20 protein-coding genes are annotated in these 19,012 nt (G+C 69.4%); 9 read left to right on the top strand and 11 right to left on the bottom strand.

The genetic code is table 11. The features are described from left to right. Window positions 1–57: 57 nt before the first annotated feature. From ACWEH3_RS01725 to ACWEH3_RS01715, 3 genes are all read right to left on the bottom strand, one after another. Window positions 58–636, bottom strand: coding sequence for a Uma2 family endonuclease (locus ACWEH3_RS01725; RefSeq protein ID WP_450015303.1), 579 nt, complete (start codon window positions 634–636; stop codon window positions 58–60). 74 nt (window positions 637–710) lie between these two features. After that, window positions 711–1,364, bottom strand: coding sequence for a response regulator transcription factor (locus tag ACWEH3_RS01720; RefSeq protein ID WP_355071518.1), 654 nt, complete (start codon window positions 1,362–1,364; stop codon window positions 711–713). Further along, on the bottom strand, window positions 1,361–2,731 hold the full coding sequence (locus ACWEH3_RS01715; RefSeq protein WP_450015305.1) for a sensor histidine kinase: 1,371 nt from the start codon (window positions 2,729–2,731) through the stop codon (window positions 1,361–1,363). Before ACWEH3_RS01715 ends, ACWEH3_RS01720 begins: the two co-directional genes overlap by 4 nt. A 92-nt stretch (window positions 2,732–2,823) precedes the next feature. Here ACWEH3_RS01715 and ACWEH3_RS01710 point away from each other — a divergent pair, with 92 nt between their 5' ends. From ACWEH3_RS01710 to ACWEH3_RS01700, 3 genes are all read left to right on the top strand, one after another. Next, on the top strand, window positions 2,824–3,159 hold the full coding sequence (locus tag ACWEH3_RS01710) for a DUF4190 domain-containing protein (protein WP_356962841.1): 336 nt from the start codon (window positions 2,824–2,826) through the stop codon (window positions 3,157–3,159). A gap of 43 nt (window positions 3,160–3,202) precedes the next feature. Next, entirely contained in the window at window positions 3,203–3,889 is a 687-nt protein-coding gene (locus ACWEH3_RS01705; protein WP_450015308.1) for a TrmH family RNA methyltransferase, read from the top strand. Window positions 3,890–4,160: 271 nt separating this feature from the next. Next, on the top strand, window positions 4,161–5,246 hold the full coding sequence (locus ACWEH3_RS01700) for a glycoside hydrolase family 76 protein (protein WP_450015558.1): 1,086 nt from the start codon (window positions 4,161–4,163) through the stop codon (window positions 5,244–5,246). Window positions 5,247–5,253: 7 nt separating this feature from the next. Here the strand turns inward: ACWEH3_RS01700 and ACWEH3_RS01695 are convergent, their stop codons facing one another. Both ACWEH3_RS01695 and ACWEH3_RS01690 read right to left on the bottom strand, forming a co-directional pair. After that, entirely contained in the window at window positions 5,254–5,952 is a 699-nt protein-coding gene (locus ACWEH3_RS01695) for a DedA family protein (RefSeq protein WP_450015310.1), read from the bottom strand. 5 nt (window positions 5,953–5,957) lie between these two features. Further along, window positions 5,958–6,614, bottom strand: a complete 657-nt coding sequence (locus ACWEH3_RS01690; protein WP_450015560.1) for a DedA family protein — start codon at window positions 6,612–6,614, stop codon at window positions 5,958–5,960. 298 nt (window positions 6,615–6,912) lie between these two features. Between ACWEH3_RS01690 and fbaA the strand changes: the two genes are divergently transcribed. Further along, a complete protein-coding gene (gene fbaA, locus ACWEH3_RS01685) occupies window positions 6,913–7,947 on the top strand; it encodes a class II fructose-bisphosphate aldolase (protein WP_450015312.1) in 1,035 nt (344 codons plus the stop codon). Between the two features lie 31 nt (window positions 7,948–7,978). Then, on the top strand, window positions 7,979–9,097 hold the full coding sequence (locus ACWEH3_RS01680; RefSeq protein ID WP_450015314.1) for a BTAD domain-containing putative transcriptional regulator: 1,119 nt from the start codon (window positions 7,979–7,981) through the stop codon (window positions 9,095–9,097). On the opposite strand, the gene ACWEH3_RS01675 is transcribed toward ACWEH3_RS01680, so the two are convergent. Both ACWEH3_RS01675 and ACWEH3_RS01670 read right to left on the bottom strand, forming a co-directional pair. Continuing rightward, window positions 9,094–9,420, bottom strand: a complete 327-nt coding sequence (locus ACWEH3_RS01675; RefSeq protein ID WP_450015316.1) for an excalibur calcium-binding domain-containing protein — start codon at window positions 9,418–9,420, stop codon at window positions 9,094–9,096. The two genes, ACWEH3_RS01680 and ACWEH3_RS01675, sit on opposite strands and share 4 nt — an antisense overlap. Before the next feature lie 34 nt (window positions 9,421–9,454). After that, window positions 9,455–9,595, bottom strand: coding sequence for an excalibur calcium-binding domain-containing protein (locus ACWEH3_RS01670; protein WP_452358250.1), 141 nt, complete (start codon window positions 9,593–9,595; stop codon window positions 9,455–9,457). Between the two features lie 175 nt (window positions 9,596–9,770). Between ACWEH3_RS01670 and ACWEH3_RS01665 the strand changes: the two genes are divergently transcribed. Then, complete coding sequence (locus ACWEH3_RS01665) at window positions 9,771–11,237, top strand: DUF4185 domain-containing protein (protein ID WP_450015318.1); 1,467 nt, start codon at window positions 9,771–9,773, stop codon at window positions 11,235–11,237. A 10-nt stretch (window positions 11,238–11,247) separates the two neighbouring features. Here the strand turns inward: ACWEH3_RS01665 and ACWEH3_RS01660 are convergent, their stop codons facing one another. Next, window positions 11,248–12,309: a fused (3R)-hydroxyacyl-ACP dehydratase subunits HadA/HadB gene (locus ACWEH3_RS01660; protein ID WP_450015320.1), complete on the bottom strand. Its 1,062-nt coding sequence runs from the start codon at window positions 12,307–12,309 to the stop codon at window positions 11,248–11,250. A gap of 98 nt (window positions 12,310–12,407) precedes the next feature. Further along, on the bottom strand, window positions 12,408–13,664 hold the full coding sequence (locus ACWEH3_RS01655; RefSeq protein WP_450015322.1) for an Rv0361 family membrane protein: 1,257 nt from the start codon (window positions 13,662–13,664) through the stop codon (window positions 12,408–12,410). Window positions 13,665–14,595: 931 nt separating this feature from the next. Between ACWEH3_RS01655 and ACWEH3_RS01650 the strand changes: the two genes are divergently transcribed. The 3 genes from ACWEH3_RS01650 to ACWEH3_RS01640 all read left to right on the top strand — a co-directional run bounded on the left by ACWEH3_RS01650 (window position 14,596) and on the right by ACWEH3_RS01640 (window position 17,096). Next, a complete protein-coding gene (locus ACWEH3_RS01650) occupies window positions 14,596–15,258 on the top strand; it encodes a hypothetical protein (RefSeq protein ID WP_450015324.1) in 663 nt (220 codons plus the stop codon). 185 nt (window positions 15,259–15,443) lie between these two features. Continuing rightward, window positions 15,444–15,887, top strand: coding sequence for a DUF3151 domain-containing protein (locus tag ACWEH3_RS01645; protein WP_450015326.1), 444 nt, complete (start codon window positions 15,444–15,446; stop codon window positions 15,885–15,887). Window positions 15,888–15,959: 72 nt separating this feature from the next. After that, window positions 15,960–17,096, top strand: coding sequence for an FUSC family protein (locus ACWEH3_RS01640; protein ID WP_450015564.1), 1,137 nt, complete (start codon window positions 15,960–15,962; stop codon window positions 17,094–17,096). A gap of 310 nt (window positions 17,097–17,406) precedes the next feature. On the opposite strand, the gene ACWEH3_RS01635 is transcribed toward ACWEH3_RS01640, so the two are convergent. Then, the gene (locus ACWEH3_RS01635; protein WP_450015328.1) at window positions 17,407–18,183 is read right to left on the bottom strand and encodes a site-2 protease family protein; all 777 of its coding nucleotides are present in this window, start codon (window positions 18,181–18,183) and stop codon (window positions 17,407–17,409) included. Further along, on the bottom strand, window positions 18,180–18,839 hold the full coding sequence (locus tag ACWEH3_RS01630) for a hypothetical protein (RefSeq protein WP_450015330.1): 660 nt from the start codon (window positions 18,837–18,839) through the stop codon (window positions 18,180–18,182). The genes ACWEH3_RS01635 and ACWEH3_RS01630 overlap by 4 nt, the downstream gene beginning before the upstream one ends. Between the last annotated feature and the right edge of the window lie 173 nt (window positions 18,840–19,012).

Here is a 19,012-nt window from a genome sequence, read left to right as displayed (position 1 = left end):
GCCTCCACCCCGAGTGCCAGACCTCCAGGATAGGCCCGGAACGGGCGGTGGAAAGCGCTATCGGCCCGCTCGGCTGCTGGTCAGCGCGGGGAGGTCGATTGTGATCGGGGTTCCGGCAATGTCGACTGTCACGGTGCCGGATTGTTCGGCGACGAGTTCGTAGTCGCGGCCGATGAGGTGGTAGGCGGAAAGGCTTGTGGGTTTGTCGAGGTCGATCAGCCAGTAGTACTCGATACCCGCCTCGGCATACTCGAAGAATTTCGTCACTCGATCGGTACGTCGTGAACCGGGCGACAGAATCTCCACGGCGAGCAGCACGTCGGCCGCGTCGTAGCGCGGCAGGTTGGCCTCGATACCAGCTTCGGGTACCACGAGAATGTCCGGAACTCGGATGGTCGGCACCGAGCCTGCGTCGATTACCACTGCGGTATCGCCCAGCACGCCGTGGGTGTCGGGTAGTTGCGGTTCCAACTGCGGGCCCAGCCGCAAGACAGCGCGCTGATGTTGCGACACCGGCTTCGGTGACACGACCAGAACCCCCTCGACAAGCTCGTAATTTCGGCTGCTGTCCTCCGGCAGCGCAATCCAGTCCTCCAGGGTCAGCAGATGATCAGGCCAGTTCACGTTGACGGTCATCGCTTCCTCCCCTCCCCGCACGGATACCGCGTTGGGGCCAGTCTGGCATAATGTGCCGACAAACCACAGCGCCGTCAGCCCTTGAGTCGCAATACCGCCAGGACGCGGCGGTGGTGGGTGTCGGAGGGCGGTAGGTCGAGCTTGAGGAAGATGTTGCCGATGTGCTTTTCCACCGCGCGTTCGGTGACGGTCAGCGCGGCGGCGATGGCGCTGTTGGACAGGCCTTGGGCCATCAGCTCGAGCACCTCGCGTTCGCGCGGGGTGAGGCGGGCCAGCGCATCCTGCTGACGTGAGGCGCCCATCAATTGACTCACCACCTCCGGATCGAGCGCGGTTCCTCCGGTGGCCACGCGGTGCAGCGCGTCCACGAAGTCACGGACGTCGGCGACCCGGTCCTTGAGCAGATAGCCGACGCCGCTCGCGCCACCGGCCAGCAATTCCGTGGCATAGCGGGTCTCGACCCACTGGGAGAACACCAGTACGCCGGTCATCGGGTATTTGCGGCGCAATTCGATGGCGGCCAGAAGCCCCTCGTCGGTGTAGCTGGGCGGCATCCGCACGTCCACCACGACGACATCGGGATTGTGTGTGCCGACCACGTCGGCGAGCGTGGTCGCGTCGCCGACCATGGCGACCACCTCGTGGCCGCGTTCGGTCAGCAGCCCGGCGAGCCCGTCGCGCAGGATGGCGCTGTCCTCGGCGATCACGAGGCGTAGTCCGTCACTCATCGTGACCCAGCCAGCGGCAGCAGAATCGTCACCACCGTCGGCCCACCGGCCGGGCTGTGCACGGTCAGCGTCCCGTCCACGGTGCGGGCCCGCACCGCGAGGCCGGACAACCCGCTGCCCGCGCCGAGCGCGTCGTCGACGGGCGTCATCACGCCGCCGATGCCGTTGTCCCGCACCGTTACCGCGATCGTCCCCCCGGCACCCGGCAGCGCCGAGACCCACGCGCTGGTGGCCCGCGCGTGCCGCACCACGTTCGTCAGCAATTCGGCCACCGAGAAATACGCGATCGCTTCGATGGCCGGAGTGGGCCGTTCGGGCAGATGCACCCGCAGCTCCACCGGCACCGAGCAGCGCGCCGCCAGCGTCTCCAGCGCCGGTCCGAGCCCCAATTCCAGTGCGGGTGGGTGGATTCCGCGCACCAGTTCGCGCAGTTCGGTCAGCGCCTCCTTGGAACCCGCGCGCGCCTCGGCGATGAGGTCGCTGGGATCGCCGCCCGCGGCCAGCCGATCCTCCGCACGGCCCAGCGCCATCGCGATGGTGACCAGTCTGGCCTGGGTGCCGTCGTGCAGGTCGCGTTCCAGTCTGCGCAGCGTGGCCGCCGAGTCCTCGACGGCGGTCCGCCTGCTCTCCTGCAACTCGGTCACTCGGCGATCGCGAGTCGTCGCGCCGAGCAGCGCGATGGTCAACAGCCCGTGCAACCAGCAGACGCCGCGCAGCAGCCACGGCAGCGCCAGGCAGCCGAGCACGCCCACCAGCGCGAACGCCAGCACTTTCGGCCAGCTGTCGAGGTAGAGATCGCCGAACTGGACCATCGATTGGTGCTCGACACCGTTCTCGTCGACATTCGTCGGGTGGATCAGCGCCCATGGGATCGGGGAGAGCGCGGTGAACATGGTCATCGCCACCGCGACGAGCACCAGGTAACCCACCGCGACGCCGAGCACCGCCTGCGCGAGCAGGAACAATGCCGCTCGCCATGCCGCCCGATCGGTGAAGGCGCTGCGGAAGAATCCGATCAGGCCGGACGCGGGTGCGAACGGCAGGGGCGGCGCGACGACGATGCCGAGCAGATCTTTGGCCAGGGCGCGGTAGATCCGGCCCCACAGCCGTCCGCCGAGCAGCACGCCTGCCAGCACCGGCAGGCCGATGACGGTGATCGCGAGATACAGCCCGCCGCCGAAGCCGAGGAACAGGTAGGCGACGGCCAGGCAGCCCAGCACGAAAACGGTGAGAACGTAGACGAGTTCCTTCCAGAACCGGGCGCGCACGGGTGCGAGCAGGACCGCTCGAAGGACATGCTCTTCCGGTTCCGGCGCACTGGCCGGCGCGTCGAGCACGAGGGTCGGTTCGGTGTGTGTCTCGGTCATGGAATCCATGGTCGTCGCGGCGATTCCGGGGGTCGATGGAGCCGACCGCCGAAAAAGTGGTGTAGGCAGCCACACCTACTACGATCCTGCTGATGAGCTACCCGCCGCAGCCGCCGCCGTACGGCTATCCAGCCTATGGGGCCTACGGAGCACCGGACCACCCGCAATCCACCACGATCTTGATCCTGGGCATCCTGAGCCTCGTGCTGTGTCAGTTCATCGGACCTTTCGCGTGGGTGATGGGCAAGCGGGCGCTCAACGAGATCGACGCGTCCGGTGGAACCATCGGTGGCCGGGGGAATGTCAACGCGGGATACATCTGCGGCATCATCGCGACCGGGCTGCTGTGCGTGAGCCTGCTGTTCCTGCTGTTGATGTTGGTGCTCGCCCTGGTCGGCGTGTTCGCGGGAAGCTCGTCCGGCTACTGAGCCACGCGTCACGGGCGCGGTGCCCGGAATTAGCATCGTGGGGGTGAGTCACCCAGCGCCGGACGCGGCGGAGCAGGACCTACCCGGCCCGACGGAGTGGGGCGAGCACCCCAACGGCGTCGGTCCGTGGGCGAGCGAGCACGCCGAGCCGCCGCCGGATGATCCGCGCCTCGATCCCGAGCTGCTGGCCGGTGGCGACCGTCGTAACGTGGTCGACGCCTACCGCTACTGGAGCCGCGAGGCCATCGTGGCCGACATCGACCGGCGCAGGCACCCGTTCCACGTCGCGATCGAGAACTTCGGGCACGACGCGAACATCGGCACGGTGGTCCGCACGGCGAACGCCTTCGCCGCCGCGGCCGTGCACATCGTCGGGCGTCGGCGCTGGAATCGCCGGGGCGCCATGGTCACCGATCGCTACCAGCACATCCGCCACCACGCCGACATCGGCGAACTGCTGGCGTTCAGCGAGCGCGCGGGCCTGACCGTGGTCGCCGTCGACAACGTGCCGGGTTCGGTGCCGCTGGAGACGGTCACGCTGCCGCGCGCGTGCCTGCTGCTGTTCGGTCAGGAAGGCCCCGGTGTCACCGACCACGCCAAGCAGGCCGCCGTGATGACGGTGTCGATCGCGCAGTTCGGCTCGACCCGCAGCATCAACGCGGGCGTGGCCGCCGGGATCGCCATGCACGCCTGGATCCGGCAACACGCCGATCCGGCGAACGCATGGTGAGTTCCGGACCCGCGCTCGATCGTCTGAGCTGGCGATCTTCGCTCCCGGAAGCCCACCGGCACGATTGCACATCGCTTTCGTAACAAATCGGGCGCATAAATGCGTTCTGGCCTGGCACCATTGACCCATGACCTCGCGGAGCGACGATATCGAGGTGCCGAGCGTGGAGCACGCCGAGACGGGCTCCGCGGCACCGCGTCCGCCGACCGGCCGGGCACCGGCGGGCCGGGAGGCCGTCGCGCCGGCGACGCTGTGGTCCGAACGGGCCGATATGGCCGAATCATCGATCATCTCCCGGCATCTGCGCGCGCTGTGGGCGCTCCCGGGCACCGAACTCGGTGTGGTCGGCTGGCCGGCGACCAAGCGCGAGCGAATCTTCGGCGCGTGGCACTACTGGTGGCAGGCGCATCTGATCGAGTGCGCCACCGACGCCGCGAACCGGGCGCCGACTCCGCTGCGCCGCAGGCGAATCGCCGCGCTGGCGCGCTCACACCGCATCCGCAACATCACCGGCTGGACCAACCGCTACTACGACGACATGGCCTGGCTCGCCATCGCGCTGGAACGCGCCGAGCGCACCCAGGGCACCGACGTGCGCAGTGCACTGGTCGCGCTGGAGAAGCAGCTGCACGACGGCTGGCAGCCGGAGGTCGGCGGCGGCCTGCCCTGGCGCATCGGCTCGGACTACTTCAACGCTCCCGCGAACGGTCCCGCCGCGATCGCGCTGTTGCGCCTCGGGCGCGTCCAACGCGCTCAGGAGATGTCCGACTGGCTGGACGCGACCCTGCGCGATCCGGAGACCGGGTTGATCCTGGACGGCATTCACCTACCCTCCGGCGTGATCGAGCGTCCCGTGTTCAGCTACTGCCAGGGTGTGGCGCTCGGCCTGGAGACCGAGCTCGCCGTGCAGACCGGCGAGCCCAGGCACACCGAACGCGTGCACCGGCTGCTGGCGGCCGTCGAGGAACACATGACCACCGACGGTGTGGTCGACGGTGGTGGCGGCGGCGACGGCGGCCTGTTCAACGGCATCCTGGCCCGATACCTGGCGCTGGTCGCGGTGATGCTGCCCGGCGAGGACGCCCAGCAGGTCGCCGACCGCCGCGCGGCCGCCGCTATCGTCACCGCGTCCGCCGAGGCGGCGTGGGCGAACCGGCTCCAAGTCGAGGGCGAGCCACTGTTCGGGCACGACTGGAGCAAGCCCGCGCGACTGCCCGGCGGCAGCGCGGGAGCTGGTTACCTCACCTCCGGCGGCTCGGTCACCTCGTCGAAAGTGCCGGGACGCGACATGTCGGTGCAGTTGTCCGGCTGGCTGCTCATGGAGGCGGCCTACCAGGTCAGCGCCGCTGGGCTGTGACCGAGGATCAGCCCTCGGGCTCCAGCACGGCGCTCGGAGCCGTTTCCAGCGCGAAGTCCTCGGCGGGCTGCGACATCTCCTGCCGGTAGTGCCGCACGCCGAGCGCCGTCCCGACGATCAGGCCCACCACCAGCGTGCCGATCACGATCGGCATCAGCCATTCCACGCGCTGCAGGAAGCTGCCCGCGTAGTACCCGATGAGCAGCAGCACCGGCGCCCAGACGATCGCGCCGATCGTGCTGGCGACTGTGAACTTGCGGTGGTCCATCCGCGCGGCGCCCGCCACCGAGGGGCACAGGGTGCGCACCCACGGGATCCACCGGGCGACCAGCACCGCGACGAAGCCGTGCCGATGCAGCAGCTCCGCGACGCGTTGCAGGTTGCGGACGTTGATGTATCTGCCGTTCTTCCTGGCCACCAGGTGTCGTCCGGTGCGGTGCCCGATGACGTAGCCGACCTGATTACCCGCGATGGCCGCGACCATCGCGCCCACCGACAGCGCCCAGACGTGCGTCTCACCCGAGGCGTGCGACGCCATCACGATGCCCGCGGTGATGAGCATCGAGTCACCGGGCAAGAACAGCCCGAGGATCACCGCGCACTCTAGGAAAACGAAGGTCAGCACCACCGTCCAGACGAGCGCGGGGCCCGCCGACAGCAGCGGATCGAAACTGCCCACGGCTAGGGGCGACGATTCCGTCGTCACCGGCTTCAGCGGGTGGACTCGCTGGTCGAGGCGGGCTGCTTCGCCTCGACCAGCTCTTGCGCCTGCGCATTGCGGCCGAGCAGCTTCTTCGCCACCGCGCTGATGCCGGGCAGGATCGATACGAAGACGATGAGCAAGAAGATCGCCTCGACGTGGTCCCGGATGAACGCGACGTTGCCCAGGAAGTAGCCGAGCACCGTGATACCGCCGCCCCACAGCAGCGCGCCGACGATGTCGAACGCGACGAACTTGCGGTAGTCCATCTTGGAGACACCGGCCAGCACGGGCATGAAGGTGCGCACGATCGGCACGAAGCGGGCCAGGATGATCGTCTTCGGCCCGTGCTTTTCGAAGAACTCGTGCGTTTGCGTCACGTAGTGCTTCTTGAAGAAACGGGTGTCCTCTTTGTGGAACAGCGCGGGCCCGATCGCCCGGCCGATCCAATACGCGCACTGGTCTCCCGCGAACGCGACCAGGACGACGGCGGGCACCAGCACCCAGATCGACACCGGCGGGTTCGGCTGCGCGGCGAGCAGACCGCCGGTGAACAGCAGCGAGTCGCCGGGCAAAATCGGGAACAGCAAGCCGGTCTCGATGAAGACGATGACCAGGATGGCCGGCAGCACCGCGTCCTTCAGCCACGTCTCCGTGAGCAGGTGCATCGGGTCGAGCAACTCGGTCAACGCGAGGTTACTCGTCACCGATTCTGTCGCTGCCTGCAGAATCACGTGGCCTCCTGTCCCGATACGGCTGGCCTGCATCGCTTGCCACCGCGTCGGAAGCTGCCAGCGCAAATTACCGGCCCCACAGTACCGGTTCCACCTGAAAAAGCTCGTGCTGTGCGCAAAATTACCGGTGCGTCAACTGCCCACTCCCTCCCTGCATACCAGGCGAAACACCGCTGCCTTAGGGTGAAGGCTGACAAAATAGGTCTTTGCCGCACAACACGGAGGTCTTACAGTGCCCATCGCGACTCCGGAGGTCTACGCCGAGATGCTCGGTCGGGCCAAAGCCAATTCCTTCGCATTCCCGGCCATCAACTGCACGTCGTCGGAGACGATCAACGCGGCCATCAAGGGTTTCGCGGACGCGGGCAGCGACGGCATCATCCAGTTCTCCACCGGCGGCGCGGAATTCGCCTCCGGCCAGGGTGTGAAGGACATGGTCACGGGCGCGGTGGCGCTGGCCGAGTTCGCGCACGTGGTCGCGGCCAAATACGACGTGACCATCGCGCTGCACACCGACCACTGCCCGAAGGACAAACTGGACACTTTCGTCCGTCCACTGCTGGCGATCTCCCAGGAGCGGGTCAACGCCGGCCAGAACCCGCTGTTCCAGTCGCACATGTGGGATGGTTCCGCGATTCCGATCGATGAGAACCTCGAGATCGCCAAGGAGCTGTTGAAGGCCACTCACGCGGCGAACATCATTCTCGAAGTCGAGATCGGTGTCGTCGGCGGTGAGGAGGACGGCGTCGAGGCCGAGATCAACGAGAAGCTCTACACCTCGCCGGAGGACTTCCAGAAGACCATCAACGCCCTCGGCGCGGGCGAGAACGGCAAGTACCTGCTCGCCGCCACCTTCGGCAACGTGCACGGCGTGTACAAGCCGGGCAACGTGGTGCTCAAGCCTGAGGTGCTCGCCGAGGGCCAGCGCGTCGCGGCGGCCAAGCTCGGCCTCGGCGCCGACGCGCATCCGTTCGACTTCGTCTTCCACGGCGGTTCCGGCTCGCTGAAGTCCGAGATCGAGGACGCGCTGCGCTTCGGCGTGGTGAAGATGAACGTCGACACCGACACCCAGTACGCGTTCACCCGGCCGGTCGCCGGGCACATGTTCGCCAACTACGACGGCGTGCTGAAGATCGACGGCGAAGTGGGCAACAAGAAGGCCTACGACCCGCGCAGCTACCTGAAGAAGGCCGAGGCGTCGATGTCGGCGCGTGTGGTGGAGGCGTGCAACGACCTGCACTCGGCCGGACGCTCGATCAGCGCCTGACCCTGATACACCCGTCAGGGGCTTGGTGCACATGAGTTTGGATGTGCGCGTGCTCGGGCCCGTGCGGCTGCTCGTCGGTGGTGAACCGGTGGCCGTCGGCGGGCCCAAACCGCGAGCTCTGCTCGCCGCGCTCACGGTGAACCGGCGACGCGCGGTGTCGTCGGCCGCGCTCGCCGATCTGGTGTGGAACGAGGAACCGCCCGACGCCTATGCCGCCAGCCTGCAGGTCTTCGTCTCCAACATCCGCAAGGCGCTGCGTAATTCCGGGGTGGACCCGGCGACGGTGCTGCGCACCGAGTCGTCGGGCTATCGGTTGGAGATCGACGAGACCGCGTGCGACCTGGGACGTTTCGAAGCGGCGCGGGAGGCGGGCACCCGTGCCGCCGAGGCGGGTGATCACGCCGGGGCGGCGCAGCTGTTCGGCTCCGCGCTGCGCGAGTGGAGCGGCCGGGCGCTGGCCGATCTGGCCGGATTGCAGTTCGCCGACGGGTTCGCCACCGCCATGGACGAGGAGCGGTTACTGGCCGCGGCGGCCCGGATCGACGCCGAGATCGCCTGCGGGCGAGCCTCCTCGGTGATCGGCGAGCTGGTGGCGATGACCAACGAGCACCCGTTGCGCGAACCGCTGTGGGGCCAGTTGATCACCGCGCTGTATCTGTCCGGCCGGCAGGCGGACGCGCTGGAGGCGTGCCGGAAGGTGCGCGGCGTGCTCGCCGACGAGCTCGGCATCGACCCGGGGCCGGTGCTGATCGACCTGGAGCAGCGCGTGCTGCGGCAGGAGCCGCTGAGCACGGTCGAACTCCGGCAGGTCGAGCGCCTGGCCGCGGCGATGACCGAGACGGTCACCGAGGTGCCGCGTGCGGTGCGCAGCGGTCAGCTGCGGATGCCGGACGGTCGCGTGGTTGCGATCGCGCAGGGCGGCCTGCGTATCGGGCGGATGACCGACAACGACTTGGTGCTGGAGGACCCGCGGGCCAGCCGCTACCACGCGCACATCCTGCCTAGTCGCTCCGGTCTGCTCATCAAGGATCTGCATTCGGCCAACGGCGTCTACGTCAACGACGACGCGATCGACAGCGGCGTGCTGCTCGCCGACGGCGACCTGATCCGGATCGGCGCGACGATCCTGACCTTCCAGGCGCTGCACTAGTCGCAGGCGATCCCGTCGCCGTCCCGGTCCAGCTGGGCGTTGAAGCCGGGCTGCCCGCGGTACAGCGGCCCGACACCCTCGGCGCGCACCTGGTCGCAGTCGGTGTAGATCTTCGGCGACCGCTCGGCGGGTTCCTCGGGTCGCTCGCTGTCCCCCTTCGGCCCGGTCCGGTTGTGCGGGATCGGATGGTCGTCGTGCGGTCCGGCGATCGCGACGGCCGGGGGCGGGACGGCGGACGCCGCCGACGGCACGAGCGCGCACGCTCCGGCCGCCAGCAGCGCCGCCCCGATCGCGGGTGCGACGCGGAGAACTGACTTGGTCACGTCTCCATCCTGCTCCAGGATCGTCCGGTGCGCCTCACTCGCAAGCGATTCCGTCGTTGTCCCGGTCCAGGTGGGGGGCGTAACCCGGCTGTCCACGCCGCAGTGGGGCCTTACTTGCGTTGCGGACCTCCGGGCAGTTCTTGTAGTAGGGACTCGGGGGCGCTTGCGGTGGCAGGTTGTTCGGCGGCGGCGGATTGTCCGGGGCCGGTGGATTGCTCGGCTGCGGCGGAGTTTGCGGCGGCGCCGGGGCGTGTCGTTCTGACGGCCTTCGAAAGGCGAACGGGGTAGGGTCGTTCCGCTGGTTCGTCTTCGCAAGATTCGTGTCCGCAGTGGATTTCGAGGGGTTTGCTATGGCGATGCGAATGCTCGCCGCGGTCGGTGCGATCGTGGTCGGCGCGGGAATGCTCGTCTACGCCGACGGGCCTGCCGCCGCCGCGCCCGAAGCGGCGGGCCCACTCGCGGGAGTGGGTCCGTGCGCGACCGACCCGGTGGCGACCCATGAGCCTTTGGTGCCGAAAACGCTGGAGGTGCCGATTCCCTATCCGGTGATCACCGTGCTCCCGCCACAGCTGCCGGAATCCGCGCCGAAGCGAACGCGGATGGAGCTCCCGCCGGATCCCTGCGCGAATCCCTGCCCGGATCTCACCGATCTGCCCGGCGCACCACCGAGTCTCGCCGGACAGCTCGGGATCCCCGAAGTCCTGCTCAGTCCCAAACCGTTCCACTTCGCGATCCCCGGCCCCGGTCCGGACCCCGGCCAGGTGCCCCCGCCACCCGCGCCGGTGCGGCCGCCGGTCGAGCCTGCGGCGCAGTCACCGGCTCGCCCCGCGCCTCGGGTCGGTCCAGCTCGCGAGGTGGCGAAGCTGACCGGCGCGAACTCGGTGAACCGCACCGACAAACGCTGGCAGGTGGACGGCACCGACCTCGGCATCATGTGGGAGAGCGCACCGGGCGAGATCGCGACCGCGTTCGGCGACACCGTCGGGCGCGGCTTCCATCCGCCGGGCGGCATGGGGCTGGATTGGCGCAGCAACGTACTCGCCTTCAGCACCGACCGCGATCTCGCCGACGGGGTGACCTTCGACCGGATGGTGACCGACGACCGCTGCCACGCGGCCGAGGTGCTCTCCAGCCGCAAACTCGACAACGTCGAGGTCACCACCATTCCCACCTCGGGTTTCGCGCTGGGCGAGCGACAGTATCTGAGCTACATGTCCATTCGGACCTGGAACAGCCTGCCCGGCACGTTCTTCACCAACTACGGCGGCATCGCCTACTCCGACGATCACGGCCAGACCTGGACGAAGGACCCGCACGCGCGCTGGGACAACATCTTCGGGCTGGCCAATTTCCAGGTGAGCGCGATGGTGCCGCACGGGGGTTACGTCTACATGTTCGGCACGCCCAACACCCGCCTCGGCGCGGTGGGCCTGGCCAGGGTGCCCGAGGACCAGCTGCTCAACACCACCGCCTACCAGTATTGGCGGGATGGCGCCTGGACCCCCGTCGGTGGCTTCGGCTCGGCCACGCCGATCGTGGACGGCCCCGTCGGTGAACTGTCGGTCCGCTACGACGCCGCCCGCGAGGTCTGGCAGATGAGCTATCTGGACACGACGAAGGCGGCGCTGGTCGTCCGCGAGGCGGACGCACCGCAGGGCGTGTGGTCGGAGAGCACGCCGACGGTGTCGGCGCTGAGCTATCCGGAGCTGTACGGGGGGTTCATCCACCCGTGGTCTTCGGGTCCGGATCTCTACTTCACCATGTCGACCTGGAGTGACTACAACGTGTATCTGATGCACTCGGTTGTCGGCGAGTGAGCCGCTCGGGTCAGCGGAGCCGGACCTCGGCGAGCGCGCGACCGAACAGTTTGCGTCCGTCGGAGGAGCCGCCGAGCAGGATGGTCGCGGTGCGCGCGGCGGCGTCCAGCGACTTGATCCGGCCGGTGAACTCCACCGTGCCCGCCGTGTCGGCGGGGACCGGAACGAAGCCGGAGAAGCGCACGCTGAACTTCTGGATCGCGGTGGGATCGCCCAGCCACGAGGTGAGGTAGTCACCCGCCAAGCCCATGGTCAGCATGCCGTGCGCGACCACGGTCGGCAGCCCGGCCAGCTGTGCGGCGTGGTCGCTGAAGTGGATCGGATTGGCGTCGCCGGACACGCCCGCGTAGTTCGCCAGGTCGCCGCGGGTCAGCTGGAACGCGCGGTCGGGCAGTTGAGCGCCAGGAGCGAGCTCGTCGAAGGCGGGCAGCGTGTGTACGGGCGTTGACTCGTGCTCGACCGGCTCCACCAACGGGCTGACGCCGAGCGACACCAGCACGTCGTCGTGCGCGCGGTCGGCACTCGGGAGGTCGACCGGGCGCCCGTGCATCATGACGTTCTCGACGATGTCGTCGAGCGTGGCGTCGACCTCGGCTCCGCGGCGGGCGACGATCGTGGTCGACCCGACGATGGCGACCTCGCCGTGCTGGTTGCTCAGCGTGAAGCGCACCAAGATGAAGTCGTTGTCGCCGAACTGGCGGATCGATTCGATGACGATCTCGCTGCGCACCCGGTCGCCGGCCAGGAGCGGCCGGTAGATCTCGAAGACCTGATCGGTCTGCAGGAACTGGGAGAGGTCGTACTCGGTGAGCACCGTGTCGAGCAGCGCCCTGGTCCCGGTCATCCCGATCACCGAGGCGAAGGTCGGCGGCGCGATGAGCGCGGGATACCCGAGCGCGCGTGCGTCGGCTTCGTGCTGATGCGCCGCGTGGTGGTTCTGTACCGCGCGGGCGAATTCCCGGACCTTCTCCCGGCCGACCTCGTAGTGGTCACGCACCCGGAATCGCTGTCCGATCGGCGTCACCGGGACGACATCGATATCCGGCCGCGCCATTGTCTGCTCCCTGCTCATGATCCGGGCCATGCTACTGCCGGACCGGACCATTGACCAGGTGAGTGTGACGTGCGTGACCGGCATCGATGCGTGTCGGCTATCACGCTGCCAGGTGGTTACTGGCTGCTGGAGGGCGGATCGCAGACCTTCCATCCGTCGTCGGTGCGCTGCAGGTCGAAGGTGCGTGCGGACCGCTTCGCCGGGTCGGCCTCGGTGTACACCGTGGCCTGCGCGATGGCGGTGGCGTCGGTGATGCGGATGGCGTCGATGCTGTCCACCACCGGGATGTTCTTGCGCTCCATCGACAACTTGTGCACGCCGGCGAACTGGTCGCTCGGAATGCCCTGATAGAAGTCGTGCAACGGACCGCAGGTGGTGGAGCGGAGCGCGTCCAGATCGCCGCTCTTCAGCGCGTCGGTGTAGCTGGTGATGGCGCTGCGCACCTGAGCCTCGGGGGAGTCGTCGCCGGACATGGTGACAAGCGACACGATCACCGCGATGAGCGCGATCACCGCCACGGCCGCCGCGCCGAGCAGGATCAGCCGTCGATCGGGCCGGGTGGGACCGGTGGCGGTCGCACCGGCGGCCCGCGAAGCAGGGGGGATCCGTTGCGGCGGCGCGACGGGCCGGGTCTGCGGCGCACGCGGCCCCCCCATCGACTGCGCGGGCACGGTCTGCTGGACGTCCGCGGGGGACGGCGCGGTCGCCACCTGTCGCGGTCTGCCGCCGGGACGCTGCGGCGACGGGCGGGTGTCCTCGACGCCAGGTCCGTGCTGCGGCGGCGCGGCGGGGCCGTGCGGGCCGGGCTGTTTGGGACCGGGAGCCGGACGCGGCGTGCTCGGCGGCTTGGTGACCGGTACCGGACCCGCCGGTGGAGTGACCACGCGGTCGGTGCCCGGCCTGCCGCCGTCGCCGGGGCGCTGGATGGGCAACGCGACGGTCTTCGCGTCGTCCAGGCCGACCACCGGCATCGCCATCGTCACGTCATCCGAACCGGGCGGGTTCTGCGCCTCGGCCGGGGCGGATTCACCGGTCCGCTCCGGCGCGGGAGCCGGTCCGGCCGACGGCTGCGGCTTGCGTATCACGACGGTCGCGGATTCGCCGCCCCCGGGGATCGCCGCGGTCTCGGCCTCGGCGGCCGGCTTGCCACCGGGCGGAGTGGAGGCACCGGCGGTCTCGGGTGGCGTGCCCGGGGTCGTCTCGGCCGTCGCCGCGTTCTTCGAGGCGGCCGCGTCGGCCGCCGGTCGTGCCTTCGCTCCGGAGGCGGGTGCCTTGTCCGTCGCTGGTCGATCCGGCTGCGCCGCTGTGTCTTTCGATGCGGACCCACTCGCGGCGGCCGCACCGGACGGAAGCTGATCCCGTTTGATCACCACGGTGCGCGACTGATCCGGAGCGGAACCAGGCTTCGAGGCGCTACCGCCGGTCTCCGGCGCGGACCCGCGCTCGGGCGCGGCCGTTTCCGCATCGGTGCCCGATGCTGGGCGGGGGCTGGACGTGCCTGGCCCGGAGGGTGCCGGTGCGCCGCCCACCTTCCCTGCCGGGCTGTTCGCCGGTCCGGGACGAGCTGTGCCTTTGGTGCCGGGCGCGTTCGATGCGGTCGGGGCGGAGGGCGTTGGTGTGCTGCCGGTTTTCCCTCGGGTGTTCGCCGGTCCGGAAGGGGCAGTGCCTTTGGTGCCGGGCGCATTCGATGCGGCGGCCGGGGCGGAGGGCGTTGGTGTGCTGCCGGTTTTCCCCGGGGTGTTCACCGGTCCGGAAGGGGCAGTGCCCTTGGTGCCGGGCGCATTCGATGCGGCGGCCGGGCCGGAGGGCGTTTGTGTGCTGCCGGTTTTCCCCGGGATGTTCGCCTGTCCGGAAGGGGCTGTGCCTCTGGTGCCGGGCGGGTTCGATGCGGCGGGGCCATTGGGTGCTGGTGTGCCGCCGATTTTCCCTGCCGGGGTGTTCGCTGGTCCGGAAGGGGCTGTGCCTTTGGTGCCGGGCGCATTCGATGCGGCGGCCGGGCCGGAGGGCGTTGGTGTGCTGCCGGTTTTCCCCGGGATGTTCGCCTGTCCGGAAGGGGCTGTGCCTCTGGTGCCGGGCAGGTTCGATGCCGCCGGGCCATTGGGTGCTGGTGTGCCGCCGATTTTCCCTGCCGGGGTGTTCGCTGGTCCGGAAGGGGCTGTGCCTTTGGTGCCGGGCGGGTTCGAAGCGGCCGGGCCGGAGGGTTGCGGTGTGTTCCGGCTGGCTGCGACTTGCCCCGCAGGTGGTTTCGCGACTGGTTGCCCCGCCGGGGACGGCGCGGAAGAAGCAGGAGGGTTCGGCTTACCGGTGCCGCCTGCTGACGCCGCCCCAGCAGCCTTCGCCGCGCCCGAGGGACCGGCGGCAGGTGTGCTTTTGGCGCTGGTCCCACTGGCCGCGTTGGATCCAGCCGAGGTCCCGGCCGCCTGGGGGTTCGTGGGCGCGGGCCGGTTGGCGGCATTCGCCTGGTTGCCGGGGGCCGCCGTCTTCGGGCCGCCAGACGCTCCGGACTGCGTCGAAACCTGTGGCGCGGGACCCGCCTGTGCGGAGCCGCCCGATTTGGAAGCCGCTGGATTCGTAGCCGGTGAGTTCGTACCGCTCGCTGGACCGTTGGCCGGTTTCGTGCCCGCGGTGTTCGCGTCCTTCCCAGGGACCGGAGTGCCACCGGGCGCCTGTTTCGGTTGGCCGCCAGGAGCTGGACTACCGGTGCCCGCGTCCGCCTTCGATCTCGCCGCGGAAGCATCCGAGGCGGCGGCTGCGGCGCCGCCGGACGGCGTCGCACCCGGTCGCTGCGCCTTGGCGATGCGCTCGGTGGGGGCAGCCGAGGAAGCGGAACCGCCCTTGCCCGAGGCGGGGATACGTTCGGTGGCGGCCTCGGGGCGTGCGTCGGCCCCGGCAGCGTCGGCCGGTCCGGCGCTGTCTCGCGCCGTGCTCTTCTCGTCGTTCGGGTCGGACACGCACACCCCTCGCTAAGCGGAACTGTTTGAACTCGACGGCCAGCCTAATGGGCGCGGCCCGGCGAGGTCCGGCATCAGCCCACGTCGAGCCGAACGAATGCCGACCCGCCACCTGACCTCCGTGTTCGGCCTACGCCGTGACGCGTGGAGGCGAGGCGGTCGCCTGTCGAGCAAACCGTCGTGCGGTGCACAATGAACCGCATGACCTCGTTCGGTGACCTGCTCGGACCGCAACCGGTATTGCTACCAGAAATCTCCGACGCCGAGGACGCGCTCCTCGACGGCGCCGATCCGGTGCGGGTGGCGGCCGAGCACCCGGCCGCATCGATCGCCTGGGCGCACCTCGCCGAGGCGGCGCTGTCTCGTGGCGAAGCCCAGGACGAGGCGGTCAACCACGACATCGTGGCCGCGTACGCGTTCGCCCGCACCGGCTACCACCGCGGCCTCGATCTACTGCGCCGCAACGGCTGGAAGGGCTTCGGTCCCGTGCCGTGGAGCCACGAACCCAATCGCGGCTTCCTGCGCAGCGTCGGCGCGCTGGCCCGCGCCGCCAAGGTGATCGGCGAGACCGACGAGTACGCTCGCTGCCTCGACCTGCTGGAAGACTGCGACCCGCAGGCGGCCGCGGAGCTGGGCCTCGACTGAGTCGTAGTGATCGGAGCAACGCGTAGCGATTCGATGGTAGGTAGCGGCCGGGTGACGGGCGCGTTCGACCCGATGTCCCGGTTCGGCGTGGCCCGCGCGAGCGGCAGGAGGAGACTGCGCACCTCGTGGGCGCGGCTGCGCCGGTCGGCGCTGCCGATCATCCAATGTTCGGTCGGCGCCGCGCTGGCCTGGTTCCTCGCGCATCACGTCATCGGCCACGCGCTGCCGTTCTTCGCGCCGACGGCCGCCGTGGTGTCGATGGGCATCTCCTTCGGCGCGCGACTGCGTCGCTCGGTGGAACTGGTGGTCGGGGTCGCGGTCGGCATCGGCATCGGCGATCTGTTCATCTCCCACGCGGGCACCGGCATATGGCAGATCGCGCTGGTGGTCGCGGTCGCCATGGCCGCGGCGGTGTTCCTGGACGGCGGTCCGGTCATCACCGTGCAGGCGGCGAGCTCCGCCGTGCTGGTCGCCACGTTGCTGCCGCCCTCGGCGGGCGGTGGCCTCTCCCGCATGATCGACGCCTTGGTCGGCGGTCTGGTCGGCGTGGTGGTGGTCGCCGCGATCCCCCTGCATCCCGTGCGCAGGGCGCGGACGCTCGCCGGGGACATCCTCGCCGTGATGGGCAGATCGATCACCGAATGCGCCGACGGACTGCTCGAACAGGATCCGGAGAAGGTGCACCGCGCGCTCACCGCGATGCGCGCCACTCAGCCGCAGATCGACTCCTTGCGCGCCACCCTGGAAGGCGGCCGCGAGATCAGCCGGATCTCCCCGTTGTACTGGAACTCCCGTCCCCGGCTCGAACGCATCAGGGCCTCGGCGGATCCGCTGGACAACGCCATCCGCAACACCCGGGTCCTGTTGCGGCGCTCGCTGACTCTGGTGCGCGACGACGAAATCCTCGACCCCGGTTTGATCGACGAGGTGGAGCGACTGGGCCAGGCCGTCGACGTGGTGCGCCGGATGATGCTGGCCGACCCCGGCGACCAACCCGACCGCGCCGAGGCGGCCCGCGTACTGCGCTCGGTCGCGAAGGGCGCGCGCCCGGAACTGGTAGCCGGTGCGGGCCTTTCGGCGCACGTCGTCTTCGCGCAGGTGCGTTCGACGCTGGTAGACCTGATGCAGGTGTGCGGCGTGCAACGTATCTCGGCGATTGCCCTGCTGCCGCCGACGGTCAAGAACCCCTACGTGCGGCCCGAGGCCTGAAGCCCCACTACTCAGCGGTATTCGGACATTGTTGCCGGCCACCGTGGTCCGATCCCGGTGCGGCGCGCCGGAAGTCGGATCTTCGGGTAGTCCGCTACTCGGGTTCCGCGCGTCGTCCCGCCGTAGTTTTGCGATGTGACCGCGAGTCGCGGGGTATCGCGGTCGACCACTTCGCACGTGGACGAAAGGACCTTCCGGCCAAGGGGTGTGGCAGCCGGAAGGGGGGCGGATCGGAAGCGGCGAAGAAGCGGGGCCGCCCGGCAACCGACCGGGCGGCCCCGCGCCCACGTGTACGGCGAGTCGCCGGAGATCAGGTCCAGAACCGAGTCAGGTAGCCGCCGTAGCGCGACCAATTCGACGGAACCCCGGACAGTTCGAACAGCGCGTACACCGCGTCGAAGAACACCTGATTGATCGCGGGCGTGAACAGCAGCGCGAACAGGATGAGCATGCCGAACGGCTTGAACTGGTCGAGCGAGCGGCGGGTCTGGTAGCTCAGCGACGGCTCGACGATGCCGTAGCCGTCCAGTCCCGGCAGCGGGATCAGATTCAGCAGAGTCGCCGTGATCTGCAGGAAGGCAAGGAAACTGACGCCGAACCAGAACGCGGGATGAGTGGCCGAGCTGCCCCAGATCCGGACGGTCGCCAGCAGCAACACCGCGCACAACGCGTTCACGGCGGGCCCCGCGCCGCTGATGATCCGCTGCGTGCGCGGCGCGACATTGTGCGTGTGCACGTAGACCGCGCCGCCGGGCAAGCCGATCCCGCCGAGCGCGATGAACACCATCGGCAACACGATCGACAGCAGCGGATGGCTGTACTTCAGCGGGTTGAGCGTCAGATAGCCGCGCAACTCCACTTCGCGGTCACCCGCGCGCCACGCCGAGTACGCGTGCGCGAACTCGTGCAGGCACAGCGAGACCACCCAACCGAAGACCACGAGGACGAACACACCGGCCTTGGCTCTGGTGGAGTCCAGCGGGGCGTCCCAGGCCAGCGCGCCGCCGATCGCGGTCACGACCACCACGAGCAGGAATACCGGGCTCGGCCGGACCGCACGCGCTCGGCGGTTGGTCGGGAAACTCATCGCACCAGCAGCCAGGGTTCGTGATGGCGGTAGAAACTCGAGCGCGGCACCGGGCGATCGGTGCGGACGCCGTCCCTGGTGACGATGGCGCCTGGCGTGCCGAGTTGCACCGCTCGCCCCTCGACCCAGCGCCGTTTGCGGAACCTTCGCCGCACGGCCGCGCGCACGCCGGGCGGTTCCAGGCACGGCGAGACGAGCATGGCCGTCACGTCACCGGAGAACAGCAGGGTGTCGTCGACATAAGCCTCACCCTCGAGCCGCTCGCCGCCGATGCCGGTGATCACCGCCCGGCCCGCGAGCACCTTGCCGGTGTCGTCGCGAACCAGTGGCGTCTCGACGGCGCGGCCTTCGATGGCGCGCTTGGCGGCGGCGTTGCCGGTGCCGGTCTGGTAGGCGCGTGCGGCGTAGGTCTTCTCGACCGGCACGTACCCGATCTCCACGTGCAGGCGCTCGGTGCGCATCAGATGGGTGAGCACCGCGGCCAGCGCGGCGTCCTCACCCAGCACGATCAGGCGCGGCAGGCTGTCGGCGGCCAGCACGGGAAGCAACTCGTCGATCACGGCGGGATCGGGGATGGCGGCCGTCTGGGTGGTCGGCAGCGCCGCGAGCGCGATGGGTACGGGGGCGCCGTCGCAGCGGAGAACATGGGTACTCAAGCTGCCGTACACCCTCCTCGGTTCGAGCCGACACCGTCGGGCCCCTCGCCATTGGCGGGCGAACCCGAGCCGCGGCTCGCCCGTGCCCGCCGCGCTGCCGCTCGGCGTGCCGTGCAACCTTAGCCCTGCCCGGCCGGGACCACACGGTTGTCGAGCCTACGACGAGATGCGCT

Source organism: Nocardia sp. NPDC004718 (assembly GCF_053601535.1).
This window is presented reverse-complemented; position numbering and strand designations above follow the sequence as displayed.

Coding starts and splice junctions, on each gene's coding strand:
- ACWEH3_RS01725 (WP_450015303.1), bottom strand. CDS start 636: ATGACCGTCAACGTGAACTGGCCTGATCATCTGCTGACCCTGGAGGAC.
- ACWEH3_RS01720 (WP_355071518.1), bottom strand. CDS start 1,364: ATGAGTGACGGACTACGCCTCGTGATCGCCGAGGACAGCGCCATCCTG.
- ACWEH3_RS01715 (WP_450015305.1), bottom strand. CDS start 2,731: ATGACCGAGACACACACCGAACCGACCCTCGTGCTCGACGCGCCGGCC.
- ACWEH3_RS01710 (WP_356962841.1), top strand. CDS start 2,824: ATGAGCTACCCGCCGCAGCCGCCGCCGTACGGCTATCCAGCCTATGGG.
- ACWEH3_RS01700 (WP_450015558.1), top strand. CDS start 4,161: ATGGCCGAATCATCGATCATCTCCCGGCATCTGCGCGCGCTGTGGGCG.
- ACWEH3_RS01690 (WP_450015560.1), bottom strand. CDS start 6,614: ATGCACCTGCTCACGGAGACGTGGCTGAAGGACGCGGTGCTGCCGGCC.
- ACWEH3_RS01680 (WP_450015314.1), top strand. CDS start 7,979: ATGAGTTTGGATGTGCGCGTGCTCGGGCCCGTGCGGCTGCTCGTCGGT.
- ACWEH3_RS01665 (WP_450015318.1), top strand. CDS start 9,771: ATGGCGATGCGAATGCTCGCCGCGGTCGGTGCGATCGTGGTCGGCGCG.
- ACWEH3_RS01660 (WP_450015320.1), bottom strand. CDS start 12,309: ATGAGCAGGGAGCAGACAATGGCGCGGCCGGATATCGATGTCGTCCCG.
- ACWEH3_RS01645 (WP_450015326.1), top strand. CDS start 15,444: ATGACCTCGTTCGGTGACCTGCTCGGACCGCAACCGGTATTGCTACCA.
- ACWEH3_RS01640 (WP_450015564.1), top strand. CDS start 15,960: ATGTCCCGGTTCGGCGTGGCCCGCGCGAGCGGCAGGAGGAGACTGCGC.
- ACWEH3_RS01635 (WP_450015328.1), bottom strand. CDS start 18,183: ATGAGTTTCCCGACCAACCGCCGAGCGCGTGCGGTCCGGCCGAGCCCG.